Consider the following 19,040-nt stretch of genomic DNA (forward strand, 5'->3'; position numbering starts at 1 on the left):
GCCTCTCTGTCGCCCGCCACCACTCTGCGAAGGACTGGGCCGCGCCCATGAGCACTCTTTCCATCGACCGCACGTCCCGCTGGTTCGGGAACGTCGTCGCCGTCAACGACATCACCATGGACATCGGCCCGGGCGTCACGGGCCTGCTCGGCCCCAACGGCGCGGGCAAGTCCACCCTCATTCACATGATGGGCGGCTTCCTGGCGCCCTCCAACGGCTCCGTCACCCTCGACGGCACCCGGATCTGGCGCAACGAGCAGACCTACCGGCAGATCGGCCTCGTGCCCGAACGCGAGGGGATGTACGACTTCCTCACGGGCTACGAGTTCGTCCTCGCCAACGCCGAGCTGCACCAGCTGTCCGACCCGGCAGCGGCGGCTGCCGAGGCACTCGCCACGGTCGAGATGGAGTACGCGCAGGACCGCCGCGTGTCCACCTACAGCAAGGGCATGCGCCAGCGCGTGAAGATGGCGTCGGCGCTGGTGCACCAGCCGTCCGTGCTGCTACTGGACGAGCCGTTCAACGGGATGGACCCCCGCCAGCGCATGCAACTGATGGAGCTGCTGCGCAAGATGGGCGACGAGGGCCGCACCGTGCTCTTCTCCTCGCACATCCTGGAGGAGGTCGAACAACTCGCCTCCCACATCGAGGTCATCGTCGCCGGACGGCACGCGGCCAGCGGTGACTTCCGCAAGATCCGCCGCCTGATGACCGACCGGCCGCACCGCTACCTCGTACGCTCCAGCGACGACCGGCAGTTGGCCGCCGCGCTCATCGCCGACCCGTCGACGGCGGGCATCGAGCTGGACCAGGCCGAGGGCGCCCTGCGCGTCCAGGCGGTCGACTTCACGCGCTTCACCGCGCTGCTCCCGCGCGTGGCGCGCGAGCACGGCATCCGGCTCTACACCGTCTCGCCCTCCGACGAGTCACTGGAGAGCGTCTTCTCGTACCTCGTCGCGGCCTGAGCGACGGAAGGAGCCCCTGACATGTTCAACCCCACGGTCGCCCGGCTCACTTACCGTGCGCTCCTAGGGCGGCGGCGCGCGCTCATCCTGTGCGCACTGCCGCTGCTGCTGATCGTCGTCGCCTGCGCCGTACGCGCCATGAACGGCGCCGACGACCAAGTGGCCACCCAACTGCTCGGCGGATTCGCGCTCGCCACCATGGTGCCGCTGATCGGCGTCATCGCGGGAACGGGCGCCATCGGGCCGGAGATCGACGACGGTTCCGTGGTCTATCTGCTGGCCAAGCCGATCAAACGGCCCTCGATCATCTTCACCAAGCTGGTCGTCGCCACGGGGGTCACGGCGGTCTTCTCCGCCGTCCCGGTGTTCGTCGCCGGCTACGTGCTCAACGGCAACAGCCAGCAGATCGCGGTGGCCTACACCGTCGCTGCGCTGGTCGCCTCCGTCGCCTACAGCGCGCTCTTCCTGATGCTGGGCACGCTCACCAGGCACGCCGTTGTCATCGGTCTGGTCTACGCGCTCATCTGGGAAGCCCTCTTCGGCAGCCTCGTCGAGGGCGCCAAGATGCTCAGCATCCAGCAGTGGTCGCTCGCACTGGCCGAGAAGGTCGCGGGAACGGGCGCCGACGTCACCTCCGACGTGGCACTGCCCGCCGCACTGGTCCTGCTGGTCGTGATCACGGTCGGCGGCACCATACTGGCGGGCCAGAAGCTGCGCACCCTCACCCTTGCCGGTGAGGAGTAGACGCCGGAGAGAAGGAAACGTCGGCTGCCTGCCCGCCTGTGGTCGGCAGCTGTAAGTCGGCCGCCAGTAGCCGGCAGCGGAAGTGGGCCACCAGTAGTCGGCAGCGGAAGTCGACCGCCTGTAGTCGGCAACACGCGGGCAACACAGCGCGTGGGGGCGGAATCCACCGCCCCCACGCGCTGTTGGCGTTCATTGCCCGGGGAGAGCCGGGGAGGACCTTCGTGCCCTCCCCGGGCTCCTCCGGACTCGCCAGGATGCTCGACCCTCGCCAGACGCGTCGGCCCTCGTCAGGCCGAGGCGTGTCCGATCCTGCGGTCCCTTCCTGCGCCCAGTCCGAGCAGCACCAGACCGGCGCACACGCACAGCAGGAGCACGAGGGGAACGGCCCAGCCGCCCGTCGCCTGGTGCACGGCCCCGAGCGCCAACGGGCCCGCCGCGGCCAGCAAATAGCCCCACGTCTGGGCCATCCCCGACACCCGCGCCGCCGTGTGCGCGTCACCGGAGCGCAGCACCATCATCGTCAGGGCGATACCGAGCGCCCCGCCCTGGCCCAGGCCGAGCAGGACGGCCCACAGCCACGCGCCGCCCACGGGCGCGATCAGCAGGCCCGAGATGCCCGCCGCCATGAAGAGCGCAACGGCCGTGCACAGCAGCCGCTGACTCCGCATCCGTCCCGCCAGGGTCGGCACCACGAACGAGCCGCCCATCTGCATCAGGGTGCTGAACGCGAAGACCAGACCGGCGGTCGCCTTGCTCATCCCGTGGTCCGTGAAGATCGTCGGCAGCCAGGCGATGGTCACGTACGCGACGAGCGACTGCGACCCCATGAACAGCGTGACCTGCCAGGCCAGTACGGAGCGCATCAGCTTCGGCGCACCGGCCTGCCCGTCGGCACCCGGTGCCGGAGCCGCGGCGGGCTGCCCGTGCCGGGTGCCCCGCCGGGTGAGCACGACCTGCGGCAGCCACACCACAGCGGCGAAGACCGCGAGCAGCCCCCAGGACGCCAGTGAACCGCGCCACCCGCCGAGCGCGTGCTCCAGCGGCACGGCCGCCGCGGCCGAGACGGTCGCGCCCAGGATCATCGCCGTCGAGTACAGGGCCGTCATCGACGCGGCCTTGTCGGGGAAGTCACGCTTGATCAGGCCCGGCATCAGCACGTTGAGCAGGGCGATGCCCGAACCCACGACGGCGCACCCGGCGAACAGCGTCACCAGAGGCGGCGCCACCCGCAGGGCTATGCCGGCGGCGAGGAGAACCAGGGCGCCGAAGAGGACCGTCTCGGTGCCCCACCGCCGCGCCAGCTTCGGGGCCAGCGGCGAGACGACGCCCATGAAGATCAGCGGAATCGTGGTGACCAGGCTGCTGACCGTCGAGGTCATACCGAAGGTGTCGCTGATCTCCTTGAGCACGGGCGAGACCCCGGAGAGCGCCGCGCGCATGTTGAGCGAGGCCAGCACGATGCCGAGGAGCAGCAGCGCCGGATGCGCGCGCAGCCTTCTGCGTGCCGAGTTCACGGGCGGCGAAGGCGCCAGGTCCTCCTCCGCGTCGATCAGTTCGGCCTCGATGAGCTCTTCCGTACTGAGCCCTTCCTTCTGGGACGGCGACATAACTGGGGTGGTGCCTTTCTCAAGAACAGGTAGTGCGTAACGCGTTGCCTGTGGTGTGCGAGGTGTTCTCGCCGGGAGATCTCGGCGGGAGGGCTCACTCGTCGTCGAGCAGTGCCTCAACCGCCTGTTTGGGCTTGGCGAGCAGCGCCCTGGCCGCACGTTCGGCCAGAGCAGGTTCGCCGCTCGCGATGGCGTCCACCAGGTCGTGGTGGTCCGTCTCGTGGATGCGGGGCATCTGGGTGTCGTGCAGCGACACGACCAGCGCGTCCCGTACGGAGCTGCTGAACCAGGCGTACGTCGCGCTCAGTGCGGCATTGTGCGCCGCGTCCACGACCGCGATGTGGAACTCGATGTCGTGCTCCGCGTACAGCTCGTACTGGCCGACGGCTGGCTGCCCCTCGACGTCGTGAAAGGCGGCCTGCGCCGCGAGCGCGGCACGCATCCGCTCCAGGTCGTCAGCCGTGTGCCGCAGGGCCGCGAGCCGCGCGCCCTCGGTCTCCAGAGCGAACCGCAGCTCCAGTACGTCGCGTACATCGGCGCGCTGCACACCGCGCACGATGTCGCCCGGGTCAGCGGTGGAGACCACGAAGGTGCCCTCGCCCTGCCGGGAACGCAGCATCCCGGCGTGCACGAGCACCCGTACGGCCTCGCGGACGGTGTTGCGACCGACCTGTAGCTGCTCGGCCAGCGCGTGCTCGGTCGGGATGCGCTCGCCCACGGGCCACTCGCCCGCGCTGAGCTGCGCCCGTAGCTCGTCCACCACGGTTTCCACGAGCGACTGCCGCCCCGCCGCCTGCAGCGCCATTCCAGCTCCTGTCCGCGAATCTCGTACGGTCCCGGCCGGACCCGATTGGCCCGGTTGCCCAGTCATCCTACAACTGGTTCCGAGCCCCGGGCAGGCGAGCCGGAGTGGGCCTCAGCACACCCCTGACCGGGCACGCAGCCCGCTCAGCACACCGACCGCACAGCTCTGACCAGGGCCTCGGTGTGCAGCGCGTCGAAGTGGCGTACCTGGGCAGCACGCACGCCACCGAACGCGAGCCGCGCACTACAGGAGGGCCCCGCGTGTGCCGCCCGTGTCGCAGCCAGGCCGTTCAGCAGCTCTCCGGTGAGCCGGTCCAGCGCGGGGCGCACCTCCCTGGCGAGGTCGGGCCGGTGTACGGGCCGGTACTCCGGGTGTGCGTCCCAGTAGGCGTGCAGACCGCGCTGCACCGCCTTGTTCGCCTCGATCTGATCCCGGAAGACGGCCGCCGCGCGCCGCTGACCGACCCCCAGCCCGCCCGCGCGCCCGGCGACATCCCGTAGTACGTCCCTCTCGCGCGCGGGATCGTCGATCGGCTTGCCCGTGCCGTACTTCGCCGCCGCGACCTCGCCGGCCAGCTCCAGCCGCTCGGCCGACGCCTCGGCCACGGCAGCGGGCCCGCCCCGCACGGACACCACCCCGGCGCCCTGCCCGGCCGGTTGCCCGGCGAGTGCCGTGCCGGCGCCCGGTGCGAGTACGGCAGCGGCGAGTGCGAGTGCGGGTACGGAGACGGAGACGGCCCGTGCGGAGCGAAGGTGCATGAGGCGTACGCCCTTCCATGAGGACACGCCCCCGGCCGGACGGGGCCGGGGACGCGTCGTCGGAGAGTGGATCAGTTGCGGCGTCCCCGCCGCGCGGGCTTGGCGCCGGTGGCGCGCAGCACGCTCTGGAGGTCGCCCCGCATCGAGCGCATCTCCTCGCTCATACCGGTGAGCCGCTCGCTCATCGCGCACACGACCCGCTCCGTGTGCGACGTCCTGCGCTCCGTCTCCACGAGCCGGTGGTCCATGCGCTCCAGCCGCGCCGAGATCCGTCCGATCACCGGCCCCAACTCCTGGAAGCCGGTGCCGAGATCGTGCACGGACCTCTCGACGCGGGTGACCCGCTGGTCCAACTCGCTGTGCCCCTCCGACAGATTCCGCAGGGTCTGCCGGAACTCCTCGGCGGCGCACTGGGCCATGGCGACCCCGGGATGGACGCTCTCCTCGGCCGAGAGCAGAGCGGTACGGACCCAGCGCGCGACCTCGCTGTCCCGCAGGAGCATCGCCACATTGAGGACGGCGCGGCGGTTGAAGACGGTGAGACTGCGCACCATCTGTGGATAACCCTTGGTGCCTGGATTTGTGACCGACATCCTGTCGGTCACAAATTCCTGCAGGTCAGCGCCCTGAAGAACGGCGAGGCCGTTGTTCTCCAGCTCTTCGCGGTGCCGCTCGACCAACTTTTCCACAGTCTTGGCGGCCACTTCGAAGTAGTTGGCCACATCCTGAGTGGTGGCCTGTGTATTACCTGTGGAAAACCTCAACGCCTTCACTTTGCCGAGGACTTCGACCCTGTGGGCCATGCCGGAGCGCGCGCTGCGCGACTCCAGCAGAACGAGATCGGTGTACATGGTGAGACCCCTCCTGAGGGGATCGTTGCCGGACATGACAGGGAAGCCCCACTCACCCGGGGGCAGTCAGGTGTCCGTATCCAGGAGCCAGGAGCGGAGATCAGCTCATGTCTTCCCCGTACCGCACCACCGGCAAGGAGCCACCTCTGCGGGCCATGCCTCAACCGGCAACCGCCACTTCACGCACTCTCGTCGTCACGTATTCGGGTCGCCTCCGCGCACAGGGATCAACGATGCGAAGGTCGTACAGTTACGCGATCGGCCCGGCGTTCTTCACACCGGGCCGATCGCGTGTCGTCGGACGAGACCGTTCAACCTCCTTTGTGCTGCGCGAGGTTGAACGGGAAGAGGTCGTCCGGATCGTGCCGTGCCTTCAGCCGCGCGAGGCGTGCGGCCGTCTCCGGGGCGTACACAGCGCGTACGGTTTCGTCATCCTGCGGCCCATAAAGGAAGTTGAGGCTCCGGCCCACCGCGCGGTCGCTCATCACGTCCAGCGCGCGGTCGTGCGTCGCGCGCACCGCGGCCTCGATGCCGGGCTCCAACGGCGAGAGCACATAGAAGAGATAGGCCGCCTCCCTGTGGCTCACCGCGTTCGGTACGTCCGGCTCGCGGGAGAAGGCGCCGCCCAGGTGGCGCACGCTGGTGACGCACCAGGTCTCCGCCTTGGGCCCCACCTCGTCCAGTACGGACCGCACCGCGTCGGGTGAGAGCCCGCGCCCGTCCAGCAGCGCGTTGGCGCTGCGGTACGCGTGCGGGGTCTCCGGTTCGCTGAAGATCGAGGCCGACTCCGTGTACGGCATCTCACGCAACTCGTCCACCAGTAGTGAGCCGATGGCGCGCAGCGGCTCCACCAGGCGTTCACCTTCGACGGACGGGCCGTTGAAGGCGATGTGCACCTGGACGACGAAGCGCCCGCGCAGCGGCTCGGGGACGCCGGGGAAGTCCGGCATGGGCAGCATCGTCACGGCCGAGGTCAGCTCCTCGGGCACGGACCGGGTCCACTTCTGCCAGACCCGCAGCACGTCCTCTGCGACCTCGCCACCGTCGAAGATCAGCCTGCCGCCGTAGATCCGCTCCACGGGGACGAGCCCGATCTCCATGCCGGTCACCACGCCGAACGCGCCGCCGCCCCCGCGCAGCCCCCAGAACAGCTCCGGATCGCTCTCCGCCGTCACCTGCCGCGCGGTGGCGTCTCCCGTGACGAGATCGACCCGGCGCACCAGGTCGGCCGCGTACCCGAACTGGCGCCCCAGCAGGCCGACTCCACCGCCCAGCGTGTACGAGACGACACCCACGCCGGGGAACGACCCGTTGACCGGCGCCAGTCCGTACCGCGCCGCCTCGGCCACCAGGTCCCCCGCGCGTACCCCCGCCTCGATCCACGCCGTACGCGCGGCCACGTCGACCGTGATGCCCGTCATCCCGCGCGTGCTCACCAGCACGCCGCCGCGCGCCGCCGTGCCCAGTCCGTGTCCGGTGGCCTGCACGGCCAACGGCAGCCCGTGCAGGCGCGCGTAGGAGACCGCCTCCCGTACGTCCTCCGCGCCGTCGGCGGCCACGACCACGTCCGGGCGGTGCTGGTCACCGTTCTGGAAGGCCGCGCGCTCCTCGTCGTACGCGGTCTCGCCCGGTACGAGCACGGCGCCGCTTAGCGCCTTGCGCAGGGGTTCGAACCGGTCCCCGTCTCCCATCAGTTACGGCCCTCCCACTCCGGCTCGCGGCCCAGGTACGCCGCCAGCCGCACGTACGTGTCCACGCCCTCGGGGGCCTGCCGCGCCTCGCCGAACGGCATGCCCTCGCGGCCCTCGGCCGGCAGCGCCTGCTGGGCTGCCGCCAGCGCGAACTCGCCAACCGTCCGGTCCAGTTCGCCGCTCCAGCCGATCGCACGGGCCAGGTCCCAGGTGTGGGCCGCCGTCTCCATCACCGAGCCGGCCAGCGCGATCCGGCCCGGCATCTTCCCCCAGGGCACCGTCACCAGTTCGTCGAGCTTCGCGTCGTCGGCCCACGCCGCCAGCAGCCGTGCCCGCGCCGCTTCGTACGTCCCGGGCCAGCTGCCGGCCGGCAGGTCGCGTGTCCACTCCGGGACGTCAGGGCCATCGGGGCTCTTCCCCTCGCCGACGTTCGCGACCCGGTCGGCACCGGCCACGACATGCCCCAGCAGCGCACGTACGTCGTACTCCGTGCACGGCGTCGGCAGGTCGAGCTGTTCGGGTCTTACGGCGGTGACGAGCCGGAGCAGCTGCTCGGCGGCGCGCTCGTACGTGGGCCGCGGGTCGGGAATCACAGGCGCTTCACTCACTGGCACTCCTCTGTCCTTCCGGCCCTCGGCTGGACCGGCGTCCGAAGAAGAGTCTCCTCCAAAAACCTGACATCAGCCGTCAACTTTTTCCGGCACCCTGGGAAAGGTGAAATCCGATCGCCTGCTGTCCGTCCTGCTGATCCTCCAGGCGCGTGGCCGTGTGCCCGCCGACGAACTGGCCGAGGAGCTGGAGGTCTCCGTGCGCACCATCTACCGCGATGTGGAGGCACTCTCCACGGCGGGAGTGCCCGTCTACGCCGAGCGGGGCAGACACGGCGGCATCTCGCTGCTGCCCGGCTACCGCACCGATGTCACCGGGCTGACGTCCGACGAGGCCCGTGCGCTGTTCGTCCTCGGTGCGCAGGGCGCGCATGCGGCGCTCGGCCTGGACAGCGCGCTCGGCTCCGCCCTGCGCAAGGTGATGGCAGCGCTTCCCGCACCTCACCGCCCGGCCGCCGAGCTGACCAGCCGCCGCATCCTCATCGACCCCGACCGCTGGATGACGGGGCCGCGCGCCGCTGTCGACCTGGAGGTGCTGCACGCGGCCGTATTCGCCGACCGCAGGCTGCGCATCCGCTACCGGCACGGCGGCGACACCCAGGTGCACACGTACACCGTCGATCCCTATGGGCTCGTCAGCAAAGGGGGCGTCTGGTACCTCGTCGCGGACAGGCAGCGCACACCGGCACTCTTCCGCGCCGACCGCATCTCCTCCGCGCACCTCCTCGACGCACCCGTACGACGCCGCCCCGGTACCGAACTGGCCGGCGTATGGGACACGTTGCGCCGCCGCGTCGAAGAGCGCCCCCTGCCCGTGCAGATCACCGCGCGCGTGCGCAGGGACAGGCTCGACATGTTCGTGCGCATCGTCGGCCCCCTGCTCACCCGCGCCCCTGACCTGGTGGAGAGCGACGAGTGGGTCACCGTCCACCTGGCGTTCCCCGTACTCGCCGCCGTCACCCAGCTCCTCCAGTTCGGCACCGCGGTCGAGGTCACCGACCCGCCCGAGGCCCGCGAAGAGCTGGCACGCAGAGCCGCGTCCCTCGTCCGCCTCTACACACCGTCCGGCTGACCGAACGGGCGCGGAAACGTACACACGGGGTACCGCGGCTTTCCGGCACTCCCTGTAGCGGGTCGCTTTCTTCGCACGCCCTGTAGCACGCGTCTTTCCCGCGCCACCTGTAGTACGCCGATTTTCCCGCGCTCCCTGTAGCCAGCGGTTTCAGCACGCTCCACCTGTCACCCGGCCCGCTCGGCCCGCTCGGCCCGCTCGGCCCTCTCCGCACGCTCGGCGCTCTCCACCTGACCTGCCGGCTGGCGCCCGGGCCCCTTCGTCCCGCCTGCCCGGAGCCGTACGGGCGCGGGCTGGACCGGGTAGGAACGGGCGAGCGCGAACGCGAGCACGGCCGGGGGCCGGGGGCCGGGGGCCTCAGAGGTGCCCGACCCGGCGCCGGGAGGGCGTCAGAGCCCGGCGGCCAGCCGTTCCAGCACCACGGCGATGCCCTCGTCGTCGTGCGAGGCGGTCACCTCGTCGGCGACCGAGAGCAGTTCGGCGTGCGCGTTCGCCATGGCGACGCCGTGGCCTGACCAGGCGAACACGGGGATGTCGTTGGGCATGTCGCCGAAGGCGATGGTCTCGGCCGCGTGCACGCCGAGCCGCCGTGCCGCGAGGGCGAGCCCCTTGGCCTTGCTGAGCCCCAGGGGCAGCAGTTCGACCACGCCCTCACCGGCCATCGTCACGCTCACCAGATCACCGGCCGCCGTGCGCGCGGCCTTGGCCAGCGCGTCGTCGTCCAGCTCGGGGTGCTGCACATAGAGCTTGTTCAGCGGCTGCTTCCACAGCTCGGCGCGGTTACTGAACCGGGTGACGGGCAGCGGTCCGTCCTGGTGGCGGTAGCCCGGCTCCATGATCACTTCGCCGTCCACACCGTCCCGCGAGGCGGCGAGCGCGAGCGTGCCGATCTCCGTCTCGATCCGCTCCAGCGCGTGCGCGGCCACCTTGCGGTCGAGCGTCACGGAGGTCAGCAGCCGCCGGGTGCCCGCGTCGTACACCTGCGAGCCCTGGCCGCAGACCGCGAGGCCCTCGTACCCGAGGTCCTCCAGGACGTGCTTGGTCCAGGGCACAGCGCGGCCCGTGACCACGAGGTGCGCCGCGCCGAGCGAGCACGCGGTCTCCAGCGCCGTACGGGTGCGCCGCGAGACCGTGTTGTCGGAGCGCAGCAGCGTTCCGTCCAGGTCGGTGGCGACGAGGCGGTACGGGAAGGGTCCTGAGGGGTCGGCCGCCTGGCTCACTTGGCGACCGGATCCAGCGTCTCGCGCCCGCCGAGGTAGGGCCGCAGCACGGGCGGAAGCCACACGGAACCGTCCTCGCGCTGGTGGTTCTCCAGCAGCGCGACGATGGTGCGGGGCACGGCGCACAGCGTGCCGTTGAGCGTCGCGAGCGGCTTGACGTGCTTGCCGTCGCGCATCCGGATGGACAGCCTCCGCGACTGGAACTGGGTGCAGTTGGACGCGGAGGTCAGCTCGCGGTACTTGCCCTGGGTCGGGATCCACGCCTCGCAGTCGAACTTCCGCGACGCTGAGGCGCCCAGGTCGCCCGTGGCGACGTCGATCACCTGGAAGGGCAGCTCAAGGCCCGTCAGCCACTGCTTCTCCCACTCCAGCAGCCTGCGGTGCTCGGCCTCCGAGTCCTCGGGCGCGACGTAGGAGAACATCTCGACCTTGTCGAACTGGTGGACGCGGAAGATGCCCCGGGTGTCCTTGCCGTACGAGCCCGCCTCGCGCCGGAAGCAGGGGGAGAAGGCGGCGTAGCGCAGCGGCAGCCGGTCGGCGTCGAGGATCTCGTCCATGTGGTAACCGGCCAGGGCCACCTCGGAGGTGCCGACGAGGTACAGGTCGTCCTTGTCCAGGTGGTAGACGTCCTGGGCCGCCTGGCCGAGGAAGCCGGTGCCCTCCATGGCCTGCGGCTTGACCAGCGCCGGGGTCAGCATGGGCGTGAGGCCGGCCTCGGTGGCCTGCGCGATCGCGGCGTTGACGAGCGCCAGCTCCAGCAGGGCGCCGACGCCCGTGAGGTAGTAGAAGCGCGAGCCCGAGACCTTGGCGCCGCGCTCGACGTCGATGGCGCCGAGCTTCTGGCCCAGCTCCAGGTGGTCCTTGGGCTCGAAGCCCTCGGCGCCGAAGTCGCGCGGGGTGCCGATGGTCTCCAGGACGGCGAAGTCCTCCTCGCCGCCCACGGGGACGTCGGGGTGCACGAGGTTGCCGAGGCGGCTCAGCAGCCGCTGGGTCTCGGCGGCTGCCTCGTCCTGTGCGGCGTCGGCCGCCTTCACGGCGCCGGAGAGCTCGCCCGTGCGGCGCAGCAGTTCCGCCTTCTCCTCACCCTCGGCCTTGGGGATGAGCTTGCCGAGCTGCTTCTGCTCGGAGCGCAGTTCGTCGAAGCGGACGCTGGAGGACCTGCGCCGCTCGTCGGCGGAGAGCACCGCGTCGACGAGGTCGACGTCCTCTCCACGGGCACGCTGGGAGGCGCGCGCACGGTCGGGGTCCTCACGGAGCAGGCGAAGGTCAATCACCACGCCAGGGTACCGGTGGCCCGTTGATCACTCGACTCGATATGCCTTTGCGCCTATTTTGTCCATATTGAGGGTATTTGCACGGTCGCCTGGAAGAGGGCTTCGCGGGAATTCCCCGTGCGCGCCGATGAGGCCGCCGGCCCCCTGACTCCGGGCCCCGGGAGGGGAGTTGAGCGAGGCTTTCCCCTGACTTATCCACAGCACCCCGGGTGCGCACAGGGTTTTCCACAGGGTTATCCGTGGGGTTGTGGAAATTGGAGTGGACAGTTCCGGCGACGGTTCGGCCGACGCGGAATTCCGGTGCCAAACCCGGAATACACACTCAATCGAGCGGGATTTGCTCACTCCAAAGTGTTCATCAAGGGAATTGCGGTGACGGGGCGGGGGCTGGGAGCTGTGGATGGAGATGTGGTCTGCATGCTGCTTTGTCGACAGCGTCCGCTTTGTCTGTCGACTTGTGCACAGGTCGGCACCCACCCCTGTGGATAACTCTGTGGCCTCTGAAGCGACCGCCCGATTCCGGGCCTCAGCGGGTCACTCCCGCCCGTCCAGGCAGTGCGACAGCCAGTCGGCCGACGCGACGAAGTCCTCGTCCAGCGTTCCCGAACGCAGCGTCGCGCTCTGCCCGTCGGCACGCGGATACGAGCCCAGAAAGCGGACCTCGCGGCACGAGCGCTTCAGGCCCATCAGCACGTCCCCGACCCTGCGGTCCTGGACATGGCCCTCGCAGTCGATCGAGAAGCAGTAGCGGCCGATGCCCTCGCCCGTCGGACGCGACTCGATCCGCATCATGTTGACCCCGCGCGAGGCGTACTCGTGCAGCACCTCAAGCAGCGCACCGGGGTGGTCCCTGCGCAGCCAGAACACCACCGAGGTCTTGTCGGCACCCGTCGGAGCGGCCGGACGTGCGGGGCGGCCCAGCAGCACGAAGCGGGTCGTGGCGTTCTCGGCGTCATGGATGTCGGTGACCAGCGGCTCCAGGCCGTAGGTCGTCGCCGCGAACTCCCCCGCGAACGCCGCGTCGTAGCGGCCCTCCTGCACCAGGCGTGCCCCGTCAGCGTTCGAGGCGGCCGACTCCCACACGGCCTCGGGCAGCCGCGCTGCCAGCCACTTGCGCACCTGGGGCTGCGCGACCGGATGTCCGGTCACCGTCTTGACGGACTCCAGCGTCGTGCCGGGCCGCACCAGCAGCGCGAAGGCGATGGGCAGCAGCACCTCGCGGTAGATCATCAGGCGCCGGCCGCTCGCCAGCTCGTCGAGGGTCGCCGTGACCCCGCCCTCCACCGAGTTCTCGATCGGCACGAACGCGCCCTCGGCCTCCCCGTTGCGTACGGCGTCCAGCGTGGCGGGCACCGAGACCATCGGCGCGAGCTGGCGGGTGGCGGCCTCGGGGAGCGTGTGCAGCGCGGCTTCGGTGAAGGTCCCCTCGGGACCCAGATACGTATAGCGGCTCGCAGGTGACATGCCGACACGGTAGTCGCGCGGGGCACACGGCGGCACCGCGAGCCCGGCGGGGCCAGGGGGACCGGCGGGGCCAGTGGGTCCAGCGGGGCCAGTGGGTCCAGCGAGCCCCGCTCCGCCGGCTCAGCCTTCGAGCAGCCGCTGCCCCACGTACTCGCCCTTGTCCGGGCCCCCCGGTACGGCGAACAGCGCGCTCGCCTCGTGCCGCAGGAAACGGGAGAGCGCGTCACCCCGGTCGAGCTTGCGCTGCACCGGTACGAAGCCCCGCAGCGGATCGGCCTGCCAGGCGATGAACAGCAGCCCCGCGTCGGGTGCGCCGTCGTCTCTGAAGCCGTCGTGGAAGGAGAACGGGCGGCGCAGCATGGCGGCACCGCCGTTGCTCTCCGGCGCCGTGACCCGCACATGTGCGTCGGCGGCGATGAGGAGCGAGCCGTCCTTGCCGCGCTTGTCGAGGTTGGGGTCCGTGTGTTCGGAACCGCCCGAGAGGGGCGCTCCGTCGGACTTGCGGCGCCCTACGACCTTCTCCTGGTCGGCGAGCGAGTGCTCGTCCCAGTCGTCCAGCAGCATCCGGATGCGCCGCAGCACCGCGTACGAGCCGCCTGCCATCCAGGAGGGCGTCCCCGAGGCGGGCACGAAGATCCGCTTGTCGAAGTCCTTCTCGCCGGGCGCGGGGTTGTTGGTGCCGTCGACCTGGCCCATGAGGTTGCGCACGGTCATGGGGTGCCGGGTGGTGCCGGGAGAACGGTTGAAGCCCGTCATCTGCCAGCGCAGCCGTGCCGTCTTCGCCACCTCGCGCTGGAGGGCGCGCAGAGCGTGGAAGGCGACCAGCGAGTCGTTCGCGCCGATCTGGATCCACAGGTCACCGTTCGAACGCTTCTTGTCGAGCGCGTCGGAGGAGAAGTCCGGCAGTGGCGCGAGTTCGCGGGGCAGCCGCGCCGTGAGGCCCGTACGCGCGAAGAACGTACGCCCGAACCCGAAGGTCACGGTCAGCGAGGCCGGGCCCGCGTCCAGCGCGATGCCCGTATCTCCCGGCGCTCCAGGGGGCACCTCGCCCGCCATCAGCCGCCGCGCCGTGTCCGACCAGCGGCGCAACAGCGCGGCTGCCTGCTTCCTTCCCGCCCCCGGCGCGAGATCGAAGGCCAGCAGGTGACCGTGCGCCTGTGCGGGCGTGGTGATGCCCGCCTGGTGCGTGCCGTGGAAGGGCACCGCCGTCGAACCCACGGTCGTGAGAGGCGTGGGCGGCGCGTCCTGTGCGGCGGAGTACCCGTAGGCACCGCCCGCACCGCCGACCACGAGCCCCGCCGCGCCGGCGGCCGAGGCGGTACCGAGCAGCCGCCGCCGCGACAGCGCCCCGTCCCCGGGCGCCTGGCCGCCGGTCGGGGCTCCGTCGGCCGGGGCTCCGCCGGCCTCGCGGCCGGCGGCGGTCGGTGCGCCCTGCGCGGGGGACCCCTGCGGAGTCGCCCCCTGTGAGAGGGCGTTCTGAGGCGGGATGCCGCCGGTCGCCGCGCCGTCGGCCGGGCTGTCCTGGGCCGGTGTGGCCGAGGTGCCCTGGGTCGGTGAGGCCGGGGTCCCGCTCTCGCGGCGGGGGCGCCGCTCGTCGTCGTTGCGTCGCTTGCTCATGATTCCGTTCGGTTCCGGCTCAGCCGATGGTGGCGGTCTTGGTCTCGGTGACCATGTCGATGTCCGAGGTGCGGACGGTGACCGCGATCTTCCATTTTCCGGCCATGGGGAGCTGCACCCCGGTGGCCCTCCAGTGCCCCTTCTCGTCCTTGACCGGCTTGGGCGTGATGGGCAGCGGCCCGATGTCCTTCGCCGGGAGGGTGAGTGCGACCTTCACCTCGGGCGCCTCTACGGGGGTGCCGCTGGGGCTGGTGGTGCGCAGGTCCAGGGTGTTGTCGCCGCTGGTACCCGGGTCGATCTCCAGATCCGCCGTGCCCTTGCCGTTCGGGCCCCCGGTGTCGAACGGGATGCTGAGGTCGACGGGCCCAGCGGGTGCCTGCCCCTGCCCCTGCCCCTGACCCGCCGCGCTGCCGGCCGCCCGTGCCGCCTCTTCGGTACGGCCGGGTTCCGTGCTGGTCAGGATGGTGGTGATGGCGAGCAGGACGACGGCGATGGCGGCCTCCGTCAGCACCGAGCGGCGCAGTCCGCTGCGCCCGGGGTCGGCGTCGCGCTGCTGTCTGCGCCGCTCCGCGTTGGCCGCGGCGCGCTGCCGGGCGAGCTGCGCGGCACGTACGGGGTCGGCGGGGGTACGCTCCTCCGCTTCCTCGCGCCCCGGGGAAGCGCCGTCGCGCGGGGCCGCGCCGGTTCGCGCACTCGCGCCGGCGGTCACTCGTGCGTGGCCCCGCTCGTGGCCTGCCTGGTCGGGGACGGAAGCGGCGGAAGAACTGGACGCGGCGGACGCACCGGATGGTGCGCCGGAAGCGCGAGGGGGCGCGGTCTCCGTCAGACGCGCCGTCCAGCGCCGGGAGATCCAGCCGATGCCGACCAGGAGCGCCACGAGCCCGATCTTCACGAGCAGCAGCTGCCCGTACGACGTCCCCGTGAGCGCGCTCCAGGAGCCGACCTGGCGCCACGACTGGTAGAGCCCGCTGAGCGCGAGCACGGTGACGCTGGTGAACGCCAGCCGCGAGAACCGCCGTACGGTCTCGGCCGTCGGCGCCGGCCCCCAGCGCAGCAGCGCGAACAGCGAGGTCAGGCCGCCGAGCCAGAGCGCGACGGCCAGCAGGTGCAGGATGTCGACGGGCATGGCGAGCGCCGTCTGGATGCCGGTCGACGCGTGCTCGGCCATCGCCCAGGTCGCGGCGAGCCCCGCGGCGACGACGGTTCCGCCGACGGCGAGCCCGTAGAACAGGTCCCGCCCGGCACGCGCCGCCTCCTCGCCACCGGAGCCCTCGCCACCGGCCTCAGCGCCGGAGCCCTTGCCGCCGGAAGCCTTACCGCCGCTCTTGCCCTTCTCCTCGATCTCGCTCTCGCGCTCGTCCCCATCCTCGGCGCGGCGCCGCGCGTACGTACCGAAGAGCACCGAGACGAACAGTGCCGCCGCCGCCAGCAGCAGCAGTCGTGAGACGAGCGCGGCGCCCGGCTTGGTGGCCACGACGTCCTTGAGCCCGCCGAGGTCGAACACGTCGCCGAGTTGCCCGGATGTCGTGTACGGGCCGCGCAGGAGCAGCAGCATCAGCGTCGAGGCCGCCAGCGTGACCCAGCCGGTGACCGTGAGGCGCCTTACCGCCTTGGCCGAGGCGGCACGCGGCGAGCAGGCGAGCACGAAGGCGGCGCCGCCGACGAGCAGGATGAAGCCCGCGTAGGCGGCGTACCTGCCGGCCCCGTAGAGCGTGCCGACGGCGCCGCCGCCCGCGTCCTTGTCCTGCCCCGGCACGGTGGCCGTGGTCTTGGACGGCGCTCCCACCGAGAAGGTGAAGGCGCCGGAGACGGGGTGGCTGTCGGCGGAGACGGCCTGCCACGCGACGGTGTACGTACCCTTCGCGAGCCCCGCCTTGAGCGGGGCCGTGCGCTGCACCTTGCCGCCCTTGCCCGTGTCGCGGATGGTGCCGGTGTCCACGCGTTTGCCGCGCGGGTCCAGCACGCGGATGGCGCCGTCCGACATGGCCACGCCCTCCGAGAAGGTGAGCGTGACCTGCCGGGGCGCGTCGCGCACCACCGAACCCTCCGCCGGGCTTGAGCCCGTGAGCGCGGCGTGCGCGGCGGCCGGAGAAGCGGTGCCGAGGACGCCGAGCAGAACCAGTGCGCCGAGGAGCACGGCCATCAGGCCGCGGGCTGCCGCCGGGCGACCGGGCCTCTCCGCTCGGGAGGTGGTGCCGGGCACGGTGCCCGTGCGGCGGAATCGTTCGGTGGTGTACGGCACGCCTGCGAACCTCACTTCTCAGATGTGTAGTTCGTCGCTTCGACGGGGGCCTTGACCGTGACGGAGCCGGACTTCTGGAAGTGCAGGACGAAGGTGACGGTGTCCCCCTTGACCGGCTTCTTCTTCAGCCCCATGAGCATCAGGTGGTTGCCGCCCCTGCTGAGTTCGAGCTTCCCGCCCGCGGGCACGGGCAGGGAGGTGACCTGCCGCATCTGCTGTTTGACGGTCTCGTGCATCTGGACGTCGGACGCGACGTCGCTGGAGACGGAGGTGAGCTTGTCGGCGCTGCCGCCCCCGTTGCTCACCGTCATGAACCCGCCGGCCATCTTCGCCGTCGGCGGCTGCGGCACATAGGCGCCGCCGACCTTCAGCTCGGGCCGCCCCTTGGCCGCTCCCGAGCCGGAAGCGGAGTCGGAACCGGAATCGGCACCGGAGGACGAACAGGCGGTCATCGCCAGCGTCAGCGCACCCCCGAGCGCGAGCGCGGTCAGCGAACGGCGGACGGTACGGCGGACAGTGCCGGGCACCGTACGGCGGTCCTTCGGCCGGCGCTTCACGGCTTCTCCCCCTTGATGATCTTCGGGAGTTCCTTCTCCAGGATCTCCGGCGTGCTGTTCCCCTCCGTGTAGAGCACGTGGGCCTTGTCGTCCTTGGGCGAGAAGGCGAGGAGCTGCGCCCCGTGCGTCGAGACGATGTCCCCGTTCTTCTTCTTGTACGAGGGCTCGATGCTGACGCCCAGGCTGCGCGCGCCGGCCTGGATGGTCTCGAAGTCACCGGTCAGCCCGATGAACGACGGGTCCTGGCCGCGCAGCCATGTGCCCAGCTCCTTGGGCGTGTCGCGCTTGGGGTCCGAGGTGATGAAGACGACGCGCAGCTTGTCCCGCTGCTCCTTGGGGAGCTTGGACTTGGCCACGGCGATGTTGCTCATCGTCAGCGGGCAGATGTCGGGGCAGTTGGTGTAGCCGAAGTACACGAGCGTGGGGTGGCCCTTGGTCTTCTCCGGCAGGTCGTACTTCTCGCCCTTGGTGTCGGTCAGTTCCATGTCGGGCTTCTCGAAGGGCTGGTCCAGGACCACGCCGCCCTTCTTCTGCTTCTCGATGGTCGCGGGTTTGCCCGCGGAGGAGGAGTCCTCGCTCCCCTGACCGCAGGCGGTCAGGCCCAGCGTCGCCGCGACGGCGAGGGCTGCGGCTGCTGTGGCCGTTCTGGTGGTGCGCATAAGTGCTGTCCAAAGGTGCTGCGGGCGGTGCGGCCCCCGCCGTACGGGAGTCGCCGTGCGGAGGCCGCGCCGCCGGAGGGTCAGAGGCGTGGGTCAGGCGGAGCGGCGGCGCCCGGCGAGAACGCCGAAGGCGATGCCCGCGATGCCGACGACGATCCCCACCACGCCGAGCACGCGTGCCGTGGTGTCGGAGCCGCCGGAACCGGAACCTGAAGCGGAGTCGGAGGTGGAGGTCGAGGCACTGTCCGCCGACTTCCCGTCGTCATCCGAGGAGGATCCCCCGGACCCGCCCTCCTCGGCGGCGGTGAGCTTCAGAACGGGAGCAGGGTGCTCGGGCTCGGCCGCGCCCTCCTTCGGCTCCTCGATCCACCGTACGACGTCCTTGTTGTCGTACGTCTGGAGGGCCTTGAAGACCAGCTGCCCGGCATCCTCGGGCAGTTGGCCCATGGAGACGGGGAACTGCTGGAACTGGCCGGGGCTCACCTTGCCGCCGCTCCACGTGACCTTGGATACGGCCTCGGTGATCTTCTCGCCGTGCATCGTGATCGGCTTGTCGAGCTTCTTCTTGTCGACCTTGATGTCCCAGCCGGGCACGGGCTGCGGCATGACGGAGGCCAGCGGATGGTCGGTGGGGAAATTGACCTCCAGCTTCACGGTGGAGGCGTCGTCCTGCTCGTTGGGGACCTTGAAGTCGACGGTGCTGTAGCCGCCCTTGGCGGCCTCCTGCGGATCGACGCTGACGTGCGCCGATGCGGGACCGGCGACGAGCAGGACGGTGGCCCCTGCGAGCGCGCCGACGACGGCGGCGCGACGGTGGACGTTCTTCATGTGGATGCGCTCCTGATGAGGACAGGACGTGACGCCATGACCGGCACGCGGCGCGGCGCACCGGGCGGCGCGTACAGC

The 19,040-nt window shown here is 71.0% G+C and carries 17 protein-coding genes; 3 read left to right on the forward strand and 14 right to left on the reverse strand.

The genetic code is table 11. From position 1 onward, the window contains the following. Window positions 1-47 precede the first annotated feature (47 nt). Together NMN56_RS30295 and NMN56_RS30300 are read left to right on the forward strand one after the other, a co-directional pair. Window positions 48-965 carry an ABC transporter ATP-binding protein gene (locus NMN56_RS30295; RefSeq protein WP_274042969.1) on the forward strand — a complete coding sequence of 306 codons (918 nt, stop codon included), beginning with the start codon at window positions 48-50 and terminating at the stop codon, window positions 963-965. A 21-nt stretch (window positions 966-986) separates the two neighbouring features. Then, the gene (locus NMN56_RS30300) at window positions 987-1,709 is read left to right on the forward strand and encodes an ABC transporter permease subunit (RefSeq protein ID WP_274042971.1); all 723 of its coding nucleotides are present in this window, start codon (window positions 987-989) and stop codon (window positions 1,707-1,709) included. 287 nt (window positions 1,710-1,996) lie between these two features. Here the strand turns inward: NMN56_RS30300 and NMN56_RS30305 are convergent, their stop codons facing one another. From NMN56_RS30305 to NMN56_RS30330, 6 genes are all read right to left on the reverse strand, one after another. Beyond that, the gene (locus tag NMN56_RS30305) at window positions 1,997-3,316 is read right to left on the reverse strand and encodes a CynX/NimT family MFS transporter (protein WP_274042973.1); all 1,320 of its coding nucleotides are present in this window, start codon (window positions 3,314-3,316) and stop codon (window positions 1,997-1,999) included. Window positions 3,317-3,410: 94 nt separating this feature from the next. Continuing rightward, window positions 3,411-4,121: a FadR/GntR family transcriptional regulator gene (locus NMN56_RS30310; protein ID WP_274042975.1), complete on the reverse strand. Its 711-nt coding sequence runs from the start codon at window positions 4,119-4,121 to the stop codon at window positions 3,411-3,413. Between the two features lie 143 nt (window positions 4,122-4,264). After that, window positions 4,265-4,879, reverse strand: a complete 615-nt coding sequence (gene aroQ / locus NMN56_RS30315; RefSeq protein WP_274042977.1) for a gamma subclass chorismate mutase AroQ — start codon at window positions 4,877-4,879, stop codon at window positions 4,265-4,267. Between the two features lie 71 nt (window positions 4,880-4,950). Beyond that, entirely contained in the window at window positions 4,951-5,730 is a 780-nt protein-coding gene (locus NMN56_RS30320; protein ID WP_274042979.1) for a hypothetical protein, read from the reverse strand. A 311-nt stretch (window positions 5,731-6,041) separates the two neighbouring features. Next, window positions 6,042-7,421 carry an FAD-binding oxidoreductase gene (locus tag NMN56_RS30325; RefSeq protein WP_274042981.1) on the reverse strand — a complete coding sequence of 460 codons (1,380 nt, stop codon included), beginning with the start codon at window positions 7,419-7,421 and terminating at the stop codon, window positions 6,042-6,044. Then, window positions 7,421-8,029 carry a TIGR03086 family metal-binding protein gene (locus NMN56_RS30330; protein WP_274042983.1) on the reverse strand — a complete coding sequence of 203 codons (609 nt, stop codon included), beginning with the start codon at window positions 8,027-8,029 and terminating at the stop codon, window positions 7,421-7,423. The genes NMN56_RS30325 and NMN56_RS30330 overlap by 1 nt, the downstream gene beginning before the upstream one ends. A 106-nt stretch (window positions 8,030-8,135) precedes the next feature. On the opposite strand from NMN56_RS30330, the gene NMN56_RS30335 reads away from it, so the two are divergent. Then, entirely contained in the window at window positions 8,136-9,101 is a 966-nt protein-coding gene (locus NMN56_RS30335; RefSeq protein ID WP_274042984.1) for a helix-turn-helix transcriptional regulator, read from the forward strand. Window positions 9,102-9,490: 389 nt separating this feature from the next. Here NMN56_RS30335 and NMN56_RS30340 read toward each other — a convergent pair whose 3' ends face one another. The 8 genes from NMN56_RS30340 to NMN56_RS30375 all read right to left on the reverse strand — a co-directional run bounded on the left by NMN56_RS30340 (window position 9,491) and on the right by NMN56_RS30375 (window position 18,962). Continuing rightward, a complete protein-coding gene (locus NMN56_RS30340; RefSeq protein WP_274042986.1) occupies window positions 9,491-10,321 on the reverse strand; it encodes an HAD family hydrolase in 831 nt (276 codons plus the stop codon). Next, on the reverse strand, window positions 10,318-11,595 hold the full coding sequence (gene serS / locus NMN56_RS30345; RefSeq protein ID WP_274042988.1) for a serine--tRNA ligase: 1,278 nt from the start codon (window positions 11,593-11,595) through the stop codon (window positions 10,318-10,320). Before serS ends, NMN56_RS30340 begins: the two co-directional genes overlap by 4 nt. Window positions 11,596-12,129: 534 nt before the next feature. Next, a complete protein-coding gene (pheA, locus tag NMN56_RS30350; RefSeq protein ID WP_274042990.1) occupies window positions 12,130-13,059 on the reverse strand; it encodes a prephenate dehydratase in 930 nt (309 codons plus the stop codon). A gap of 120 nt (window positions 13,060-13,179) precedes the next feature. Beyond that, window positions 13,180-14,676 (reverse strand): iron uptake transporter deferrochelatase/peroxidase subunit, encoded by a 1,497-nt coding sequence (gene efeB, locus NMN56_RS30355; RefSeq protein WP_274042992.1) that lies wholly within the window; start codon window positions 14,674-14,676, stop codon window positions 13,180-13,182. Window positions 14,677-14,695: 19 nt separating this feature from the next. Continuing rightward, window positions 14,696-16,819, reverse strand: a complete 2,124-nt coding sequence (locus NMN56_RS30360; RefSeq protein ID WP_274043119.1) for a copper resistance protein CopC — start codon at window positions 16,817-16,819, stop codon at window positions 14,696-14,698. 110 nt (window positions 16,820-16,929) lie between these two features. After that, complete coding sequence (locus tag NMN56_RS30365) at window positions 16,930-17,475, reverse strand: copper chaperone PCu(A)C (RefSeq protein ID WP_274042994.1); 546 nt, start codon at window positions 17,473-17,475, stop codon at window positions 16,930-16,932. Next, window positions 17,472-18,134, reverse strand: a complete 663-nt coding sequence (locus NMN56_RS30370; RefSeq protein ID WP_274042995.1) for an SCO family protein — start codon at window positions 18,132-18,134, stop codon at window positions 17,472-17,474. Before NMN56_RS30370 ends, NMN56_RS30365 begins: the two co-directional genes overlap by 4 nt. Before the next feature lie 93 nt (window positions 18,135-18,227). Beyond that, on the reverse strand, window positions 18,228-18,962 hold the full coding sequence (locus NMN56_RS30375; protein WP_274042997.1) for a YcnI family copper-binding membrane protein: 735 nt from the start codon (window positions 18,960-18,962) through the stop codon (window positions 18,228-18,230). Window positions 18,963-19,040 lie beyond the last annotated feature (78 nt).

This window comes from Streptomyces iconiensis, assembly GCF_028657195.3.
Lineage (GTDB): Bacteria > Actinomycetota > Actinomycetes > Streptomycetales > Streptomycetaceae > Streptomyces > Streptomyces iconiensis.